The sequence below is a fragment of the Paenibacillus sp. FSL W7-1279 genome (genome assembly GCF_037969845.1).
Taxonomy (GTDB): Bacteria; Bacillota; Bacilli; order Paenibacillales; family Paenibacillaceae; genus Paenibacillus_AQ.
In genome coordinates, this window is the sequence record NZ_CP150215.1 from 5,256,636 (window position 1) to 5,274,531 (window position 17,896).

Genomic DNA, 17,896 nt, shown 5'->3' on the forward strand with positions numbered 1-17,896 from the left:
TTAATGATGTTTCCCTAACGATCCGATCACTCGGAACGCTTTCATATTTCACTCTCATCTTACATTTGCTCAGGGCATTCATCAATATGAAAACGCATTCTTTATTTTCCTCCCCAAACTTTCCTTCATAGGCTCCATCAGCTAAACCCCTTATAAAACAAGGCTCTTCCGGTCATTATTCAATCCTGTCGACACTGTGCGAAATACTCAAATTCGAAGTTTTTGCCGTTTTTTAAAGCAGACGCTCCCCCCTTCAATCCGCTCAAACTCCATTTTCATAGTTTACTGCACGCGGCAACTCTCTTTACACTCGAATCAGAACTGCCAGGCTTGCAGCCCCCATCATTTACGAAAGGACGTGCCTACTCATGAAAAAAAGCCGCTTCGGCTTCCTGCGCGAAATCCGCTCGAACGGATCCGCCTACCTGCTCGTTGTACCGGCTGCCATCTATACGCTGGTCTTCGGTTATTTCACGCTTCCGTACATGCTCATTGCGTTTCAGAAATTCAACTTTAAGACGGGACTCTTCAATTCCGCCTGGGTCGGCTTTGACAATTTCAAGTTCTTCTTCTCTTCGCCTCGGGCTTGGGAGGTCACCTTCAACACCTTGAAGCTCAATTTTCTATTTATCATCGTCGGCACGCTCGCAGCCATGGCGCTGGCCATATTGTTCAACGAGCTCCGCAGCCGCTGGTTCTCGAGGGTGACCCAATCCACGATTTTGTTCCCGCATTTCTTGTCCTGGGTTATCGTGAGTTACATCATCTACAGCTTGCTGTCGACCGACTACGGTATCCTGAACCGGATCCTGGCGTTCTTCCATGTCGACCCCGTCAACTGGTACGCCTCCCCGCAATACTGGACGTGGATTCTAACGACCGCGGCCGTCTGGAAGGATCTCGGGATGAATCTCGTCATCTATTTGGCGGCCATTACCGGGATTGATGACAGTTATTACGAAGCCGGGCGGATCGACGGCGCTACCCGGTGGCAGCTCATCCGCCATATCACCATTCCGCTCATGCTGCCGACCATATCCATCCTGACACTGCTGGCCTTGGGCAAAATCATGTACGGCAGCTTCGACATGATCTATGCCATCGTGAAGGACAACGGGCTGCTGTATCCGACCGTCGACGTCATCGATACGTATGTGTTCCGTTCCCTCCGCACCATCGGGAATCCGGCACAAGCCATGGCCGTCGGACTGTATCAATCCGTGGTCGGCTTTATCCTCGTATGGGGCAGCAACAAAATCGTGAAGAAGGTGAATCCGGACCATGCCTTGTTCTAAAGCAAGCCCGGAATCATTCGGAAGGGAGCGAAACCTAGATGACGTCCAGACCTAAATTTTTCGACGCCGTGAATGCCGCGCTGATCGGCATCATCTCCATTCTCTGCATCCTGCCGATGCTGCTTGTGCTCATGGTGTCCTTTACCGACGAAGCCAGCATTAAACAATTCGGCTACCAGCTGTTTCCGAGCGAGCTTTCGCTGGATGCCTACAAGCTGCTCCTGTTCGGCAGCACGCCGCTGTACCGGAGTTACATGATCTCGATCATCGTGACGGTCGTCGGCACGATCCTTGCGGTCACCATCACGTCCATGGCCGGATATACGCTTGCCGCCAAGCATATCCGTTACCGCAACGGGCTCGGATTGTTCTTTTTCATTACAATGGTGTTTAACACAGGCCTGGTGCCATGGTATCTGATCAACCTGAATCTCGGCATGAACAACACCATCTGGGCCCTGATCATTCCGTCCCTGGTGTTCAACCCGTTCAACCTGTTTCTTGTGCGCAACTACATGTCCCAAATTCCGCCTTCCCTGACGGAGGCGGCCAAGATCGACGGCGCGAGCGACTTCTATATCGCGTTCCGGATCTACTTCCCGCTGTGCATGCCCGTTCTGGCCACGATAACGCTCTTCTACGGCATTGCCTACTGGAACAACTGGTTCAACGCTATCATGCTGGTTGACAACGAGAAGTTGTATCCCCTGCAATATCTGCTGTTTAAGCTGAACTCCGAAATCAGCATGATCCAGCAGATGCAGAGCAGCGGAGCCATCCTCGGCAGCCAGACGCTCCCTCAGGAATCGGTGAAGATGGCCACCGCCATTCTGACGATCGGGCCGGTGGTGCTGTTCTATCCGTTCCTACAGCGGTATTTTATAAAAGGGCTGTTGATTGGCTCCTTGAAGGAGTAAAGGTAGGCATCGATAAACGCTGCCCTTCACTCCCTGTCTTAATTTGAAACCCAAGAGGCTAACCACTACGGCGGTTAGCCTCTTTATGTTGGGGGGTGATATCAGGATGTTTTTTTGAGTCATGCTCCTGTCTAGACGGATTTCTTCCTGTGGAACAATGGACGATGCCGACCTAGGTATTGATGTGGCTGTGATATAAAACCAGGTTAACACCACATCTTCAGCTCATCACTGATGTTAAATGCCAATAATAGGAGTTGCTCCCAAACTCCCGCATTAAACAGCTAGATAATCATGGATTATAGGCACCTTGGTGTATACGAGAGATTTATTAGCGTGTGATGCGAACCGTTCGATTTAGATAATCGTCTATAAAATATAGAAGAAGAAGTTAACAACAAGGAAGTGACAAAAGTTGGACGACAGGCAACTGTTTGAAAAGTATAAGGAGACGGTATATCTGTTTTGCCGCTATATGGTGCAGAGCCGGGCGGATGCCGAGGATCTCTGCCAAGATGTTTTTTTCAAAGCAATGGTTGCTGACCGAGCGAAGGTGCAGAACATGAAAGCATGGCTACTTCGAATTGCAGCTAACGAGTGCAATACTTTTCTGAAAAGAAGACAAAACGGTTGGAGCAAGGAGCTTCGTTCCTATATGCTGGGCATGCCGCTGCGTTCCCCGTCAGTCGAGGAAACCTGTGAGCATAGGGAAATGGTGCAAACCGTGCATCTTCAGCTGGATAAACTCCCCAAGAAAATCAAGCTCGTAATTGTGCTGCATTATTCCGCAGAGCTGTCGTTGCCCGAAACAGCCGAGGTGCTCAATGTGCCTCTGGGTACGGTGAAATCCCGGATGAATCGAGGTCTGAAGAAAATGAGAAAATTGCTGAAAGAAGATCCATCGGGTAGTTGGAAAGGAGGAAACACTCATGCCGGAGCACAGGAATGAATTTATGAAGAAACTGTCTGGCTACCCGGAGCAAAAACCGGATTTCGAAGCCATGTTTCATACTTTGGAGGAGCGTAAAAGGAAGTGGAGAAGAGAAACGGGAGGTCAAGCCGTTCATATGGAGATGCCAACCTCTAAAACTCGTTTCAAGTCGGCCGTGCTGCTGGCAAGTGTGCTGGGCATCACTGTACTTGGCGTAACAGCCCAGCAGACAGGTATGTTAAGCACGTTGCAGAAGAACCTTTTTCAAAATACAACCGCAGGTCAGACGTTGAATGTGCACACAGAACAGAGTGATGTCAAAATAACGCTGGATCGTGTCCTTAGCAGCCCTTCAACGCTGAATGACAACCTGACAGATTTGGAGTTCCGCCTTTCTTTGGAGATTCCTGAAAGATCCGGCTACGATTATGCATTCTTTGATACCGGTACCCTTACCAATCTGGATACAGGAGAGAAAGAAGAGTACATTGCCAACCAGATCAAATTTACTCAGCGTGAGGGTAGGCTCGCCTCCTATTTCGTATCCCAGGGCAAAGAGCAAGCTGGCATCTCAGGGCATTATGAGCTCGTGCTTCAGGACCTGTATATGCGGAAAACCGTCAAAATGTCCCTCAAAGGAAAGATAGATGGAATGAACGGAACGACTTTTGATCTGACGGGAGATCGTTTTTCTTCTTTAACAATTAACTCCTCGGCACGTGTAGGCAATGATTGGGTCGTACGTTATTCCATTCCTAAGAATATGGAGCCAGAGAATGAATTCCTCAATGAATGGAGAAATTCGACCGAGCAGGAAAACTATCAGATGGTGCTAGTGACAGGGAATAAAACAATTGAGCCCACGAGCAGAGGAGCCGCGCCGGGGCAGCGTTCAGATGCCTTTAATATATCAGACCTCAGCGACAAGGAAATTGCGGAAGCAAAGCTGTATTTCACTTTTCCGGAAACAGTAAGGATGGTTAAAGGTGACTGGAAGCTGACGTTTACTGTCGATAAAGATCAGACCCCTTCGCAATAGAGAACGTTTTCACTTCAGGTCGATCCTTCCACCGTGAAGGGGGTGATGTTGAATTTAGCCCTTTCAGGACTACGTGATGAGCCGGTTACGCTTGAGCTTGATAAAGCCCGAGTGGCCTTATAGTACAAAAGACGTTCCTCATGCGAGGAGCGTCTTTGCTGTTTTCATATGCCTCAATATTATAATAATGGACATAGCGGACAAACCCGGGAGCCCGCACTGTTTATTGCGCATATATGTGCTGATGCCCAACGTCATATGAAAGTCAGACGTAATAGTTTTCAATTCAGTAGTACTTCCTTTTGCGGCAGACAAAGCCTTTTGCCCTAATCGCCGGACCGGGATGTTCCACAACAGTAAAAAACAAACAATCATTTCTTGATCCTTGATTTGTAAAAAATCATAGAACAAGGAGCCCCACATAAGCAGGAGCTCCTTGTTCAAATTTTGAATTGCATCCTTTTTCAGATGCCAAGCTCATTTCATAACTCAATCGTAAAGCCGGAGAAGACACCTTTAGAGTTAAAGTAACCTGTTATAGTCGGAGATCCTTTTTTTGTAAAGATGATGGAATCGTGAAAAGCTGATGGGTCCCCGCTATCTTTCTCACGCGCGGCACTATACCCCGATAAATCCAAATTCATAATCTCCTTAGCTTGTTTTACGGCCGCTTTCTTTAACTCATCCAGACTATATGAATTTACTTTCTCGCGAATGGCCTGCGTTTCTTCGCCAGGGTTTTCATTGCTTACATTTCCAAGCTCATTGATCAAGGACAAATATCCCAAGTCGATGCTGAGCAGCCGATTCGTCGTTTCTTCAATCTCTAGCTCAATCTTGCCTTTGTTGGTAGCGTATTCCAAATCGTATATCTTCTTCTTGTTCGGCTTGAGACTGAAGTGTATTCTCGGACTGCCCTTAGCCTTGGCTCCGACGCGGGAAAGCGCCTGGTTTGCCGCCTTTTGAGTTGCAGCAGGCAGCGATTTCAACGATCCGCCACCGCTTACGACTTTTCCGTTCACAAGGGTAATACGCTCATTATTGCAGAACGCGGTGATATCAGTAGATCCAGCTCCCTCTTGCAAATAATTAACATCCAGCTTCGTAAATCCGGGGGCCGTTTTTTTATAGAGTTGTTTCCAGGCGGTATTCAACTTAGATTTTATCGTACCGTTCATTTGTACATATTTTAGATCAAGGTTGACTCTAACCACTTTTCCATCAGGCTTCACATATACCGAACCGGCTAATTTGCCGTTTTTCTGCCAAGAGAGGCTGACAACCTCTCCGTTATAATCAGTAGTTTCCGCCTTGTTAAATGAAACCGATCCATTGACATACTCTTTAAGCTTCGTTTGCGCGGCCATGACCAGCTTCTGGTCCACATTGTTTATATTGATCGTTTGCTTCGCTTGTCCGGTTTGAGGCCCCGACGCTGCCTGTACCATCTCTGCTGTCTCCATGGCTCCCGACCCGGCAATGATAGCGGCCAGCGCAGCGGTGCTTAAAACTTTATAAAAGTTGTGTTTCATTTTGTCTTACATCCTTCCAATCATGTATTCGTCTGTTTCAGATCGGTCGGCCCCAGTCAAAATCGATTGAGGCCGTTACAGATTTATCCGTCAGTATATTCGGTCATTGCTTAATATGTTTGTTTCCGAAGGTTACATCAAGGTTTCCCGTAGTTGTCGCTCCGACGCTGGTCAGAACCTCGACTGCCGCTTTTTGTTTTGCGGCCGGCACCTCTTACTCCTTCAGTTTTCCGTTCATAAGATCAATAGACTCGTTTTTACTATTGGTAGCCGTTATGTTGGAATAATTCAATCCAGTGTAATAATAATCTGAATTGGTATAATGAACGTTTACACGCTCAATATCGCTTGAATCTGTGTTAAAGGCCTGCTTCCAGGCGGAGTCCAGATTTGCCTTGGTGGTCTCGTTAAGCTCTTTATAAGAGGTGCTAAGATAGAGATTTACCACTGTACCGTCGCGCTTTACCGTTACATTTTCGTTAACGGATGCCTCAGATTCCATTTTTATCTCGCTGATGACGAAACAGACAACTTCCTCATCGCCGAGTTTCGTGGTCTCCGCCTTAGTGAATGTAACGGGTCCCTTGACAAACTCTTTGAGCTTCGCTTGGGCGGCATCGATCAGCTTCTGATCCACATGGTTCAAACCGTCTGTTTGCCCGGTTTGCCCAGCCTGCTCGACCGTGACATCCTTTGCTGCCTGAGCAGTCTGAACCGCTCCAACGGCTCCCACACCGGCAATAACTGCGGCCAAGGCAGCCGTGCTTATAACCTTGTTAATTTTGTTCATAGTTATCTTCCTCCAAAAAAATGTATTAGTGTCTAATCCCGAAATATAGGCGACACAGTAATATTGACTAATAACAAGGGGAGAGGGTTCCCTTAGCGGCAGCGAAGATACAACCGATCAAACGGTGTCGAGGAAGCATTCGATTCATTATAATGATATAATGTTTCAGATAACCCTATCGTTTTTGATCAAGTCGGATGTACGCATGACATGAAAAGAATGCAATGGAGGATGCACCCAAATGACCATTCACAAGCTCAAATCATTCATCGTATCCACCTTCACTTTCCGAATAAATTGGAATCACTTTAAGTCGAAGCTGCTCCTAAGATACGTTCTGTCTTATATTCTGATCTTCCTGATTCCCCTGACGGGAGTAACGATATTTGTTTATGATAGCGCTGTCAGCGGGCTTCGTACCGAGATTGAACAATCCAACATCAATCAATTGAACCAGGTGAAAATGACCATCGACTCCCGTATCGCGGAGCTTCGGGAGCTTTCCGGCCGAATCGCTTACGACAGACGCTTAACCCCTTATATGGTCCGTGATGATTATTACAGAGTGGAAGCCATACAAGCTTTGGCCAACTATAAGGCAAACAGCAGCATCATTGAAGACATCTTCATATACTATCATAACGACCCGGTTATCTATTCTTACCGCGGCCTAACGAATGTTAACGTTACGTTCGATTCCTTTTATCGTTATGAGAACTGGAGTCTGAAGGATATCATCGTTGCTCTGAACGAAACGAATCAGATGGTAATACGGCCTGCCGAGAATGTTACGATCAACGGCTCCAGGCAGGAGGCAATGCTGTCCGTAATCGTACCTATTAAGCCCAATGCCCCGTATCCGTACGGAAGCGTCGTATATATGGTGAAAGAGTCCAATCTTACCGGGGTCATGGATTCCATTCTTAGCGATTTCACTGGGAGCAGCTACATTTTCAATCAACATGACGAAGTGCTTACAGCGAGCAATCATGGCGTAACCCTGTCTCAAGAGAACCTCGGGTCATTGGCTGCGCTTGATGCCGGCATACACAATCTTTCCCTGAATAATGACAAGTACTCCGTCGTATCCGTCAAATCCGGGGAGAATGGCTGGAACTACATGACCATCATGCCAAGCTACCAGTTCTTCAGCCGGGTCGCTCATGTACAGACGCTCATTCTGCTGGTGTTTGGCATCGCCGTAATTACCGGAGTGCTCGCCGCTTTTGTACTGGCTAGACGCCAATATCACCCGATTAAGGACTTGATGGAATTCGCCAAGCTCAGAGTCAACGATACCCCAGAGCCCAAAACGCGCAGTGAATGGGATTGGATTCGTCAGACCCTTCACGATTACAGTGCCCGAATCGATATGCAGGAGCCCTTCGTGCGCAATCAATGCATGCTGCTTCTACTAAAACACGGCAAGCCGGATGATCCCGAAATCGAGCGAATGATCGCCGGGGCGGGACTGGAGCTTCCTCAAGATCAAGTCATGTATTTCTGTGTAATTCTGTCCTGGGAAGAAACCGATGAGACCGAGGATGTCCAAAATGATCGTCAACAGATGCAAGCTTTGCTCAGCCATGTTGAACTAACAGAGCTTCATGCGAATATCCACGGCGTCGAATTCTCAGCCGATAATCAGTTCGCGCTGATCGTATCGCTTCCTGACCCAGGTCAAGATTCGCTGAAGATCCGGATGGAGCAGATCATTCGTGCGCTTCAGGGATTGATCGCCGAGAACACTCGGCTCGATCCGAGCATGGGCATAGGTACGCCTTACCGGGATTTGGGGCAGCTGAACCAATCCTTCATCGAAGCCGCAACCGCTCTTGAGCATCGAATGGTTGGCAGCAGCCGGATCACCTATTTCGCCCAGCTGGCAGAGCAGAATCATCCTGTTGCCAAAGGCGTGTGGCTTCCAAGAAAGTCGCTGCTCAAGCTGGAGCAAAGCTTAAAGCAAGGCAACGAGTCGGTGGCCGTGCAGATGATCGCCGAGATGATGGAGACCATTCGGGGCGAACCGCTGCAGATTCACCTGCTGCGCTGCATTTGCTTCGATCTGCTGAACGCGCTGCTTCGGTCCGCCTCCGAGGTCGGAATGAACGAAGCATTCAGCAGCATCTCGGACTATACGTCGTTTGAGACGCTGGAGGAATTTGAGGACAAGCTGTTGTCGCTGACGACCGAGATTTGCGAGAAGGTTGAGCGTAACCATGAGCAAGCAGCGCCTAAACTGATCGATGATATCGTACATTATGTAAATCAGCAGTTTGCCGACTACACGCTCAGCCTGGAGCATGTGGCCCTTAAATTTTCCGTCTCTACCTCTTACTTAAGCCGCAGCTTTAAAGAAAAGACCGGGATCAACTTCTCGCAGTATATTTGGAAGAGGCGTATGGAAGAAGTCATTCGGTTGCTTGTGACGACAAGCGCTCCTCTGAAGGAAATCATCGAACAGGTGGGCTATCTGGATGCACCCAATTTCATCCGCAAATTCAAGAAAGAAACCGGACTGACACCCGGTCAGTACCGCAAACAACATTGCTCGAGCAGTCTGGATATATAAAAAAGAGGGCCCTTTTACGAGACATTGTCTCGAAAGGGCCCGGATGCTTCTATTTCACTGGCTGCGGTTCGTTCAGGATATGCTCTACCAGCTCATCGACCGGCACGGTAGCCAGTGCAATGGCAGTGTCGGTCACACCATAATAGATATAGAGCAGGCCGTCTTTGACCACGTTTCCTGTCGGGAACACCACATTCGGAATTTGATAACCGAATTTCTCATAATAGGCCTCCGGTTCCATAATGAAATTCTTCGTTCTTGCTATGACCTTCTCAGGGTTGTTCAGGTCAAGAAGCATCGCCCCGACTCGGTAAACGACCTGATCATCAACGCCGTGGTAAAGGACCAGCCAGCCTTTATCGGTTCGCACAGGCGGGGTTGCTCCGCCGATTTTCCTGGATTCCCAGGCCGGGTTCTCAGCCTTGGCCAGAAGCTTCGGCTCTTCCCAATGAACCAGATCCTCGGAGTACGTAATCCATATCGCCGCGCTGTCCGTTCCGTGAGCTGCACCCACGTATTCCTCCGGACGGCGCAGCAATACATACCTTCCGTTAATCTTCTCAGGGAACAAAATGTTGTCACGGTCATTGATGTCGAGCGGTGTCGTATCGGCAACGAATTCCCAGTCGATCAGATTGTCCGACTTCACAATCGAAGAGCGGGTGAGCCAGTGGCCTTCCTCCTCCCCCCAGCCGTCCGGATATTTCGGAATTGAACGCTCCGGTATGCCCGCTCCTGTCGGATAGTAACTCATGGCGCACGGCCTAAGGGCATAGTTTAAATAGTACGTGCCGTCTATTTTGACAATCCGCGGGTCCTGGACGCTTCCATATGGGAAGCCCAGCATGTCTGGCGTCACGATCGGCTCGTCTGTCACGTGCGTAAAATTCACTCCGTCCTCACTCTCCAGCAGTCCCAAAACATTCTTGCAAGGCGTTAGGGAGCCTGCGGTACGTTCGATCATGTAAAACTTGCCGTTGTCTATAATAACCGCAGGATTGAATACAGTAACTTTACGCCATTCGTATTTTCCCGGAACGACGATCGGATTGTTTGGATGTCTCGTTATTTTCATAGGCTAGGCCTCCACACTTGTATGGTATTCAGAATCTATCAAGGCCCTCTTGAATTCATAGGTGGGCCTGAAAGAGAAATCGACTTCTCCCAGGCCACCTTTTCTTTGAAAACCTCTGTCATCTCGTATATCTTATCTTGATGGCTAATTTCTGCTAGACGCAATCTGCGTTTAGTTCGACTTCCAACGGTCATATGCACCTTGGTAGATTTCAACGACCCGGTCGGCACCCATTTTCTTCATCGTGTTCAGGTAGTTATCCCAATTGGACAATGGTTCTGCTCCCGTAACGAATTTCGCCTCCATCTGTTGTACATACGTGCTCAGATCCGAGTTCAGGCTGTTGATCTCGGTTTGCTCTTCAACGGTCAGGAACAAGGCAGGGAACGGCGGTCTTGCTCCGCGGTCAAGCAGCTTTTCCTTCGTTTCCTTTTCAACCCACTGATCAAAGTCGGTCTTCAATCCTTTATTAATATCGTCCGTATTGATGGTAGGAGCCGGAATGCCGTAGTTTGGCGTCAAAGTCGCACGGTAATCCTCCATCTCCATGCCGTCCGGCACAGGCAAATAGCGCTTCACCCGGTTGGCTTCATCCGTGTACTCCCACAGCTTGCCTTCTGGTCCTTTGTTGAAAAAGAGCGATCCTTCATAAGAATAAAGGTAGTCCACCCAACGCATCGAGGCTTCAGGGGCAGGATTGGTCACCGTGATGGCAAAAGCCCCTGTCGTGATCCCTCTGTTCTTGGCGATAGCCGGCTTGTCTACCAGATCGCTTTTTACCGGAGCGAACATCGGATCCTTGGTGGACGGTTCTCCCCCTTTGGTCATGTAGGCATGCCAGTCGGAGAACAGGGCCACCTGATTGTTCTGTGCCTTGGCCTTTTTCTGTTCTGCGGTTTGCGAATAGCTTTCGTGGTCAAGCAGATCCTCTTTCCATAGACGATTCATATAAACCAGATACTCTCGGAAGCCCTCTTCTATCGGGGTATAATGAACAACATCCTCATCGTCCACATAAATTTCGTCTTCATAGATGCCGAAAGCGCCAAGCAGCCAAGTACGAATATCCCGAGCATTAGTTGTAGCTGTCGAAACGGAAGAGATCGGGATTTCATCGGCGACTCCATTGCCGTTCGGATCCTCTTCTTTTACACGCTTCAGGAAGGCATAGAGCTCCTCGGTCGTCTCCGGAAGCTTGTCGATATTCAGGGCCTCCAAAAAATCACCGTTGTACCACAGCGGGTTGCGATACCAATGCTGGCTTAAATCGATCGCTGGCAAGGAGTAGATATGTCCATCCGGAGCTGTAATGGATTTACGGATCTCCGGAATTTCGTCCATCAGCGCCTTGAAGTTCGGAGCATATTCCTCGATGAGCTCCTCAAGCGGAATCAGAATTCCCTGCTCGCCATAGTTCATCTGTTCAGCCGCCGTCAGGCCTGCAGCGTAGAAGACATCCGGGTAATCGCCGCTGGCAAATACGAGGTTCTTCTTCGTATCAAAACTATCCTTCGGAGCGTTCAAGTATCGGAATGAAATGCCCGTCTTTTCCTCCATCTGCTGCAGCACGATCATATCCTTCCAGTTCTGAACGCCGACATCAGGTGCCATCATGGTCAGCGTAATCGGTTCATTCATAATCGGGAAGCCTTCCTTATTTACGGCGGCTGCTTCTGTTGACTTTGTTCCGGCAGATTTCGTATCGCTGCCCGAACCGCATCCGGCGAGCAGAGACAGGGCTGTTATCCCCGTCAGCACCAGCTTCCAAGTTTTGCTTGTCATCTTCATCCATGTTTCCTCCCTTTGCATACTCAAGCTTTTATTTTATAAAACGCTTTCATCATCCTTTTACAGAACCAATCATGACCCCTTGGACAAAGTATCGTTGTAAAAAAGGATAGAGCGCGACAATCGGCAGCGTCGATACGACGATAACCCCGTATTTGATCAGCGATGCGGTTTCGGCTTTGGAACTCATTGCCCTGGCGGCATCCCCGCTGATTGCGGCGCCGGTCGTCTCCGCCGTCATTTCCTGAAGAACCAGAATCTGCCGCAGCACCATCTGCAGGGGATACTTGCTCTCATCGTTGAGATAGATCAGAGCCGGAAAATAGCTGTTCCAGTGACTGACCCCGTAAAACAAAGCCATAACAGCAATAATCGGCGCTGACAACGGCAGAATAATGCGGACGAACAGCTTCAGGTTGGTACAGCCGTCCATATAGGCCGCTTCCTGCAGTTCCTTCGGGATCGTCGTCTGGAAGAACGTCCGGGCAACGATGATATTCCATACCGATGCAGCTACGGGAAGAATGAGCGCCCCCATCGTGTTGATCAGCCCCAAATTCCGGACTACGAGATACGTTGGCACAAGCCCTCCGGTAAAGAACATCGTGAACAGGATAAATCCCAAGAACAGTTGACGACCGACCAAATCCGACCTGCTGAGCGCATAGGCTGCAGGCAGTGTCACGGCCAGGTTCAACAGCGTTCCTATCCCAGTATAGACGATCGTGTTCAGATATCCGTTCCAAATCTTCGGGTTTTCGAAGACCAGCTGGTATCCGGCCCAGGTAATTTCCTTGGGAAACAGCCACATCGCACCCGAATTCACCTGCTGCGGGCTGCTGATCGATGCGCTGAGAATATAAATGAGCGGATAAAGAACAACAATCAGAGCGATGGATAAATAGATATAGACGCTGCCCAGAAAAATTTTGTCCCACTTCGATTCCTTCATTGCGGTAACCAATGTACTTTCCCCCTTTCTACCATAGGCTGTTCTCGCTGGTGCGTCTGGCAATCCGGTTGACGGTTACCAGTAAAATGACGTTGATCACGGAGTTGAACAGGCCAACAGCTGTCGAGAAGCTGTACTGCGCGTCTACCAGACCGGTCCGGTAAACATAAGTTGAAATGACATCCGAAGACTCCATATTCAGGGAGTTCTGCAGCAGCAGTATTTTTTCGAAGCCAATCGTAAGAATGTTGCCCATGTTCAGAATCAGCAAAATGGTGATCGTTGGGAGTATGGCCGGCAGGTTGATGTGCAACAATCGTTTGAAACGACTGGCTCCGTCCACAATCGCGGCTTCATGCTGCTGGGGATCGACACCGGACAGCGCTGCCAGATAGATAATGGTCCCCCATCCGGTGCTTTGCCAGACTCCGGACAGAACGTATACGGTCTTGAACCAGGCCGGATCCGACAAAAAGTTCGGCGCATCGAAACCCATCCATTTGATGAATTGGACCAGTATGCCGGTGGACGGCGATAAGAAGGTAATAATCATACCGGCCATGACCACAACGGATATAAAATGAGGCGCATACGTAACGGTCTGAACCATTTTCTTGAAGGGACCCGTACGGATTTCGTTGAAAGCAAGCGCCAGGATGATCGGCAGCGGAAACCCGATGATCAGCTCGTAGAAGCTGAGGCTGAACGTATTCCAGAGCAGATCCCAGAAATAGTAGGAATTGAAGAAACGCTCGAAATGATCGAAGCCCACCCATGGGCTGTCCATGATTCCTTTGCTAGGGATAAAGTTCTTAAAGGCAATCTGGATACCGTACATCGGCGCATAGTGAAATACAAGGAAATACAGTGTGACCGGCACCAAGAACAGATAAAGCTCCCAGTTCACCCTGATTCTTTTACCGAGAGACGTTGGGTTTACACCTGGATTAGGCGGCTTCGTTTCGCGATGGATGAAACGTCTTCCGGATATCACAGCAAGTAGTCTTTTCCCCCTCATGCTTCCCCTCCTTTCTTACATATCGATTCATGTCAGGTTATCTGGCTCACTCACGTACATCACGTTTCAGTGGTTAACAGGTAACGCTTACATTCCAAAGTGTAGAGAAGACGGCATGACATCGTAAATGTGTAAGATGTGCATTGTCATCCGTCTGTCCGGCGACATCCCGCTGCTATCATCATTTTTCATCCGGATCACCGCAATCCATGTTTAAGTATGCTGCTGAGAATATGTAACATATGAACCTGTTATCAGGTTTCATATGTTACATATTGTGCTCCTTCAAGCTGTCCAAGCCAAGAGGAGAATCGTCATGAACCTGTTCTGCCAGACTAGTAGACAAGAGGAAAAAGTCATCCGCCAATACGACACGCCGAGAACGATTTCGAAAAAATGAAACAACCGTTCCCCGGTGGAATACCGAGAAACGGTTGCTGCTCAAAGGTCTCTTTTCGTTCTGTCTACTTGACAGGGGTATGACCAAGAATGCGGCCTTTAGGTTTAATATCTTGTCATATGGCAATTTTCATTCCTTACCCTTCTACGATATCTGCCCGTAAATCAGCTGCAATTCCGATCATGAGGGGTACGATTTCTTGATGGGAGACGGCTATGTACAACTCCCCCATATAGTGTCTAAATGGAATAAGGGCTTCTCCATGTTTCCACATAAAGAAATCTCCTTCGACGGACATGGTGCTCTCCTCCCCTTTCACAGTCAGCACCGTCTGATAAGTGAAATCCGCCTTGGATGAAAAATAAGCTTGGCATTCCTCCAATGAAATCTCTTGATCACTAGTAGTTGCATTCATGGATCTTGTAATCCGAAAACGTTGATTCATAAATATCCTCCAAAAATAAAATGATGGGCTGGATCATTGAAAAATACCATGCAGGGAGCGATGGTAAGTCAATACCTATATCGATTGCCGTACAATGATGTGATAAGGAATCTCTACCTTATCCTTTGATTTCTTAATTGTAAGATCAAAGGCTTGTTCACCGACTTTCACCAATTGATGATCAACCGTAGATAGGCGTAACCCAATTCCAACAGGCTGATTCTCCTGGCCAATGATCGCCAGATCCTCTGGCACCTCCAGTTGTATGCTCCTTGCATACTGATAAATACCTGTCGCCACCTCATCGCCGTTCGCATAAACAGCGGTTGGTCTAAGATCCATATTAAGTAGTTGTTGTGCCGCTCTTAACCCGTCATCCATGCTGTAGCAATCCCTGATATGGTATGCTGGCGGCAGATCGCCAAATATATACTGATACGCCTTTATCGTCAGCTGTGTACTATTGCTCTCTTCTCCTCTTGCTGTCGTAAAAGCGACTCGTGAATGCCCTTTATCCTTTAACAATTGAAACGTGTCTACGTAAGATGCATATCGATCCATGTAGGCACAGCCAATCTCAGGATGATCCGTAAACTCGCATGCGACGATCGTCCCATACTTGGTATATGGCACAATGGCATCCCAAGTGTTTGAGCGAGAGGTAATGATGATGCCATCCAGTTGTTTATTTTTCAGCATATTTAAGCAGCTGAGCTCTTTATCCGGATCGTACTTTGTAGGCAGAACCATCACGGAATAATCATGCTCGACCGATCGATTAAGCACGCCATGAAGCAGTTGATCAAAGGCTTGATTGTTGTTGTGCGGCATGATCACACCGATACTTCTTGTTTCCTTACGAATTAAATCGACAGCTGAGCGATTTGGCGTATAGTCCATTTCATCAATCACACGCTGCACAGCTGCCCGCTTCGATTCAGATACATAAGGATGTTGATTCAGCACCCTTGATACTGTTGATACGGATACTCCTGCCCGCTTTGCAATATCATTAATATTTGCCATTGTCACCTTCTCCTATATCTCACACTTCATACTCTAGTCTTACACCAAATCAGCGCGTAAAACAACAATAAGCTTCCCACAAGTGTAATCACAGTAATGAGGAGCTTATTTATTTCGACTCTGCAGCTGAAAGCAACCTACTATTAATTTCATTTATATTTCTCGTATACAATTGCCGTTATGGATAGTATGCTAACGATCCATTTCTTAGGCTATAATCTCTTGACCATTTATGCTATCCACTATCGAAATAAGTTAATAAAGAAAAGTCCCCGTAGATTTAGGGGACTTCCGTTTCACAATTACATATGAGTAGTACTGTAGTACCTGACAGGAACATAACCACATTCCAGATTACTTCATCGCTTTGGCAAGCTCGGTGAAAATAACCCCGAGCGCATGCGCCCCCGCATCCGGGTATCCGATGCTGCGTTCGCCGACCGTGCCTGCTCTTCCCATTCTGGCAACGATGTCTGCCGTCTTCTTAGCGCCGAGAACCGCCGCTTCGGCCGCCTTGATCGCTGCCGGCTTCATCGCCACGCCTTGCTCCGCACTCTGCGTCCAGGCATCCGCGAACGGCACGAGCGCATCGATCAATGTCTTGTCGCCGACAACGGCTCCTCTTCCGAACGATCGTTCGCCCGTATCCTGAATTCCCTTGACAACGGCCTGCATCATATCGGCAACCTCTTGAACGGACAATTCCTGCTTCTGACCGGCAGATTTACTCGCCGCCCGGAATGCGGATCCCCAGATCGGTCCGGAAGCCCCGCCGCAATGCTCCATGATGATCATCGAGCAGGCGTCGAGGAAATCGCCGATATCGCGAAGATGGTGGGTCAGAATATCGTCCCACTCCGCTTTTAGCTGCTTGAAGCCCTTGGCAACGCTCATACCGAAATCGCCGTCTCCGGCATGGGCGTCGAGCTCGCAGAACGGTACTTCGTTCTCGATAATGACCTCACTCATTTGATCGATCAGATATACGATATTTTGCAAGGTCAGCCGGTTGTTCTTTACCATCGCTGCGGCAGGATCCGTATTGTTTTTATACGATACCGCGTTCTCTGACTTCTGTGCGTGAACAACCTCGGTATAAATCACAGGTTCAAAAGGTCCCTTGACCGACAGTGCCGGCGTATCGCATGGCGCAGACAGCCACTTCTTGAGCGTTTCGTCCAGCTTCATGATTGTCACCGATGCGCCCGCCATATCGATGCTGGTCATATAGTTGCCGACGAATACTTTGAATACCCGCTTGCTCCGGGACGCCAATTCGCGCATGACGGAATTGTTCAGCAAATACAGCTCTTGCAGCGGCGTGCCGCCAAATCCGTTGATTAATACGGCTACTTCATGCTCTGCAGCATCATTCATCTGCAAGTTGTCCAGCAATGACGTGACCATCCGCTGCGCCAGCTCATCTGCAGAAGCCGATTTCTCCCTGCGGATTCCCGGTTCGCCGTGAATGCCGACGCCATACTCCATCTCGTCATCCTCGATATGAAACGTGGGAGTTCCCTTGGCGGGCACGGTGCAGGAGGTATACGCGAAGCCAATGCTGCGAACATGGTTAATCGCATGCTGCGCCGCTTCTTTCACTTCCGGCAGGGACAGCCCGGCTTCTGCAGCCGCTCCGGCTACCTTATGAACGAGCACCGTTCCGGCAACCCCTCTTCGCCCTACCGTATAAAGACTGTCTTCAACGGCAATGTCATCATCGACCTTCACATAATCCACTTGGATGCCGTCCTCGCTCGCGAGGTGGGCCGCATTTTTGAAGTTCATGATGTCGCCGCTGTAATTTTTGATAATAAGCAGCGTTCCCTTATTGCTCGCGGAGCTGCGGATCGCCTGATACACCTGGATTTGGGATGGGGAAGCAAACACATCGCCGCACACGGCCGCATCCAGCATGCCTTTTCCAACGAATCCGGCATGCGCCGGTTCGTGGCCGCTTCCGCCGCCGCTGATCAGCGTAACTTTATCTTGGTCGATCTCCTTTTTGGAAATCACCTTGAATTTAGGGTTGAACGCCAGCTCAGGATGCGCGAGCACAAGCCCATTGCACATTTCCCGAACCAAGGTTTCCGGTTTGTTCATGATTTTCTTCATC

General features: G+C 48.8%; 14 protein-coding genes. 5 read left to right on the plus strand and 9 right to left on the minus strand.

Translation table 11 applies throughout. The features are described from left to right. Positions 1–368 precede the first annotated feature (368 nt). The 4 genes from MKY82_RS23730 (at position 369) to MKY82_RS23745 (ending at position 4,182) form a co-directional block, all read left to right on the plus strand. On the plus strand, positions 369–1,295 hold the full coding sequence (locus MKY82_RS23730) for an ABC transporter permease subunit (RefSeq protein WP_194543795.1): 927 nt from the start codon (positions 369–371) through the stop codon (positions 1,293–1,295). 38 nt (positions 1,296–1,333) lie between these two features. Further along, positions 1,334–2,212, plus strand: coding sequence for a carbohydrate ABC transporter permease (locus MKY82_RS23735; RefSeq protein WP_009590031.1), 879 nt, complete (start codon positions 1,334–1,336; stop codon positions 2,210–2,212). Positions 2,213–2,627: 415 nt separating this feature from the next. Beyond that, positions 2,628–3,161 (plus strand): RNA polymerase sigma factor, encoded by a 534-nt coding sequence (locus tag MKY82_RS23740; protein WP_194543796.1) that lies wholly within the window; start codon positions 2,628–2,630, stop codon positions 3,159–3,161. Further along, positions 3,142–4,182, plus strand: coding sequence for a hypothetical protein (locus tag MKY82_RS23745; RefSeq protein WP_339294511.1), 1,041 nt, complete (start codon positions 3,142–3,144; stop codon positions 4,180–4,182). Before MKY82_RS23740 ends, MKY82_RS23745 begins: the two co-directional genes overlap by 20 nt. Before the next feature lie 482 nt (positions 4,183–4,664). On the opposite strand, the gene MKY82_RS23750 is transcribed toward MKY82_RS23745, so the two are convergent. Together MKY82_RS23750 and MKY82_RS23755 are read right to left on the minus strand one after the other, a co-directional pair. Further along, positions 4,665–5,714 (minus strand): hypothetical protein, encoded by a 1,050-nt coding sequence (locus MKY82_RS23750; protein WP_220684407.1) that lies wholly within the window; start codon positions 5,712–5,714, stop codon positions 4,665–4,667. A gap of 214 nt (positions 5,715–5,928) precedes the next feature. Next, positions 5,929–6,504 (minus strand): hypothetical protein, encoded by a 576-nt coding sequence (locus tag MKY82_RS23755; RefSeq protein ID WP_220684406.1) that lies wholly within the window; start codon positions 6,502–6,504, stop codon positions 5,929–5,931. A 241-nt stretch (positions 6,505–6,745) separates the two neighbouring features. On the opposite strand from MKY82_RS23755, the gene MKY82_RS23760 reads away from it, so the two are divergent. Then, positions 6,746–9,076, plus strand: a complete 2,331-nt coding sequence (locus MKY82_RS23760) for a helix-turn-helix domain-containing protein (protein ID WP_339294512.1) — start codon at positions 6,746–6,748, stop codon at positions 9,074–9,076. 49 nt (positions 9,077–9,125) lie between these two features. On the opposite strand, the gene MKY82_RS23765 is transcribed toward MKY82_RS23760, so the two are convergent. The 7 genes from MKY82_RS23765 to dhaK form a co-directional block, all read right to left on the minus strand. Continuing rightward, positions 9,126–10,151, minus strand: coding sequence for a glycosidase (locus MKY82_RS23765; RefSeq protein WP_339294513.1), 1,026 nt, complete (start codon positions 10,149–10,151; stop codon positions 9,126–9,128). Between the two features lie 171 nt (positions 10,152–10,322). After that, a complete protein-coding gene (locus MKY82_RS23770) occupies positions 10,323–11,939 on the minus strand; it encodes an extracellular solute-binding protein (protein WP_194543802.1) in 1,617 nt (538 codons plus the stop codon). Positions 11,940–11,991: 52 nt separating this feature from the next. Beyond that, on the minus strand, positions 11,992–12,903 hold the full coding sequence (locus tag MKY82_RS23775) for a carbohydrate ABC transporter permease (RefSeq protein WP_194543803.1): 912 nt from the start codon (positions 12,901–12,903) through the stop codon (positions 11,992–11,994). A gap of 16 nt (positions 12,904–12,919) precedes the next feature. Next, positions 12,920–13,909 carry an ABC transporter permease subunit gene (locus MKY82_RS23780; protein WP_339294514.1) on the minus strand — a complete coding sequence of 330 codons (990 nt, stop codon included), beginning with the start codon at positions 13,907–13,909 and terminating at the stop codon, positions 12,920–12,922. A gap of 536 nt (positions 13,910–14,445) precedes the next feature. Beyond that, on the minus strand, positions 14,446–14,754 hold the full coding sequence (locus MKY82_RS23785; protein WP_071219829.1) for a hypothetical protein: 309 nt from the start codon (positions 14,752–14,754) through the stop codon (positions 14,446–14,448). A 75-nt stretch (positions 14,755–14,829) separates the two neighbouring features. Continuing rightward, on the minus strand, positions 14,830–15,780 hold the full coding sequence (locus MKY82_RS23790; protein WP_339294515.1) for a LacI family DNA-binding transcriptional regulator: 951 nt from the start codon (positions 15,778–15,780) through the stop codon (positions 14,830–14,832). A gap of 354 nt (positions 15,781–16,134) precedes the next feature. Further along, the gene (dhaK, locus tag MKY82_RS23795) at positions 16,135–17,895 is read right to left on the minus strand and encodes a dihydroxyacetone kinase subunit DhaK (RefSeq protein WP_339294516.1); all 1,761 of its coding nucleotides are present in this window, start codon (positions 17,893–17,895) and stop codon (positions 16,135–16,137) included. Between the last annotated feature and the right edge of the window lies 1 nt (position 17,896).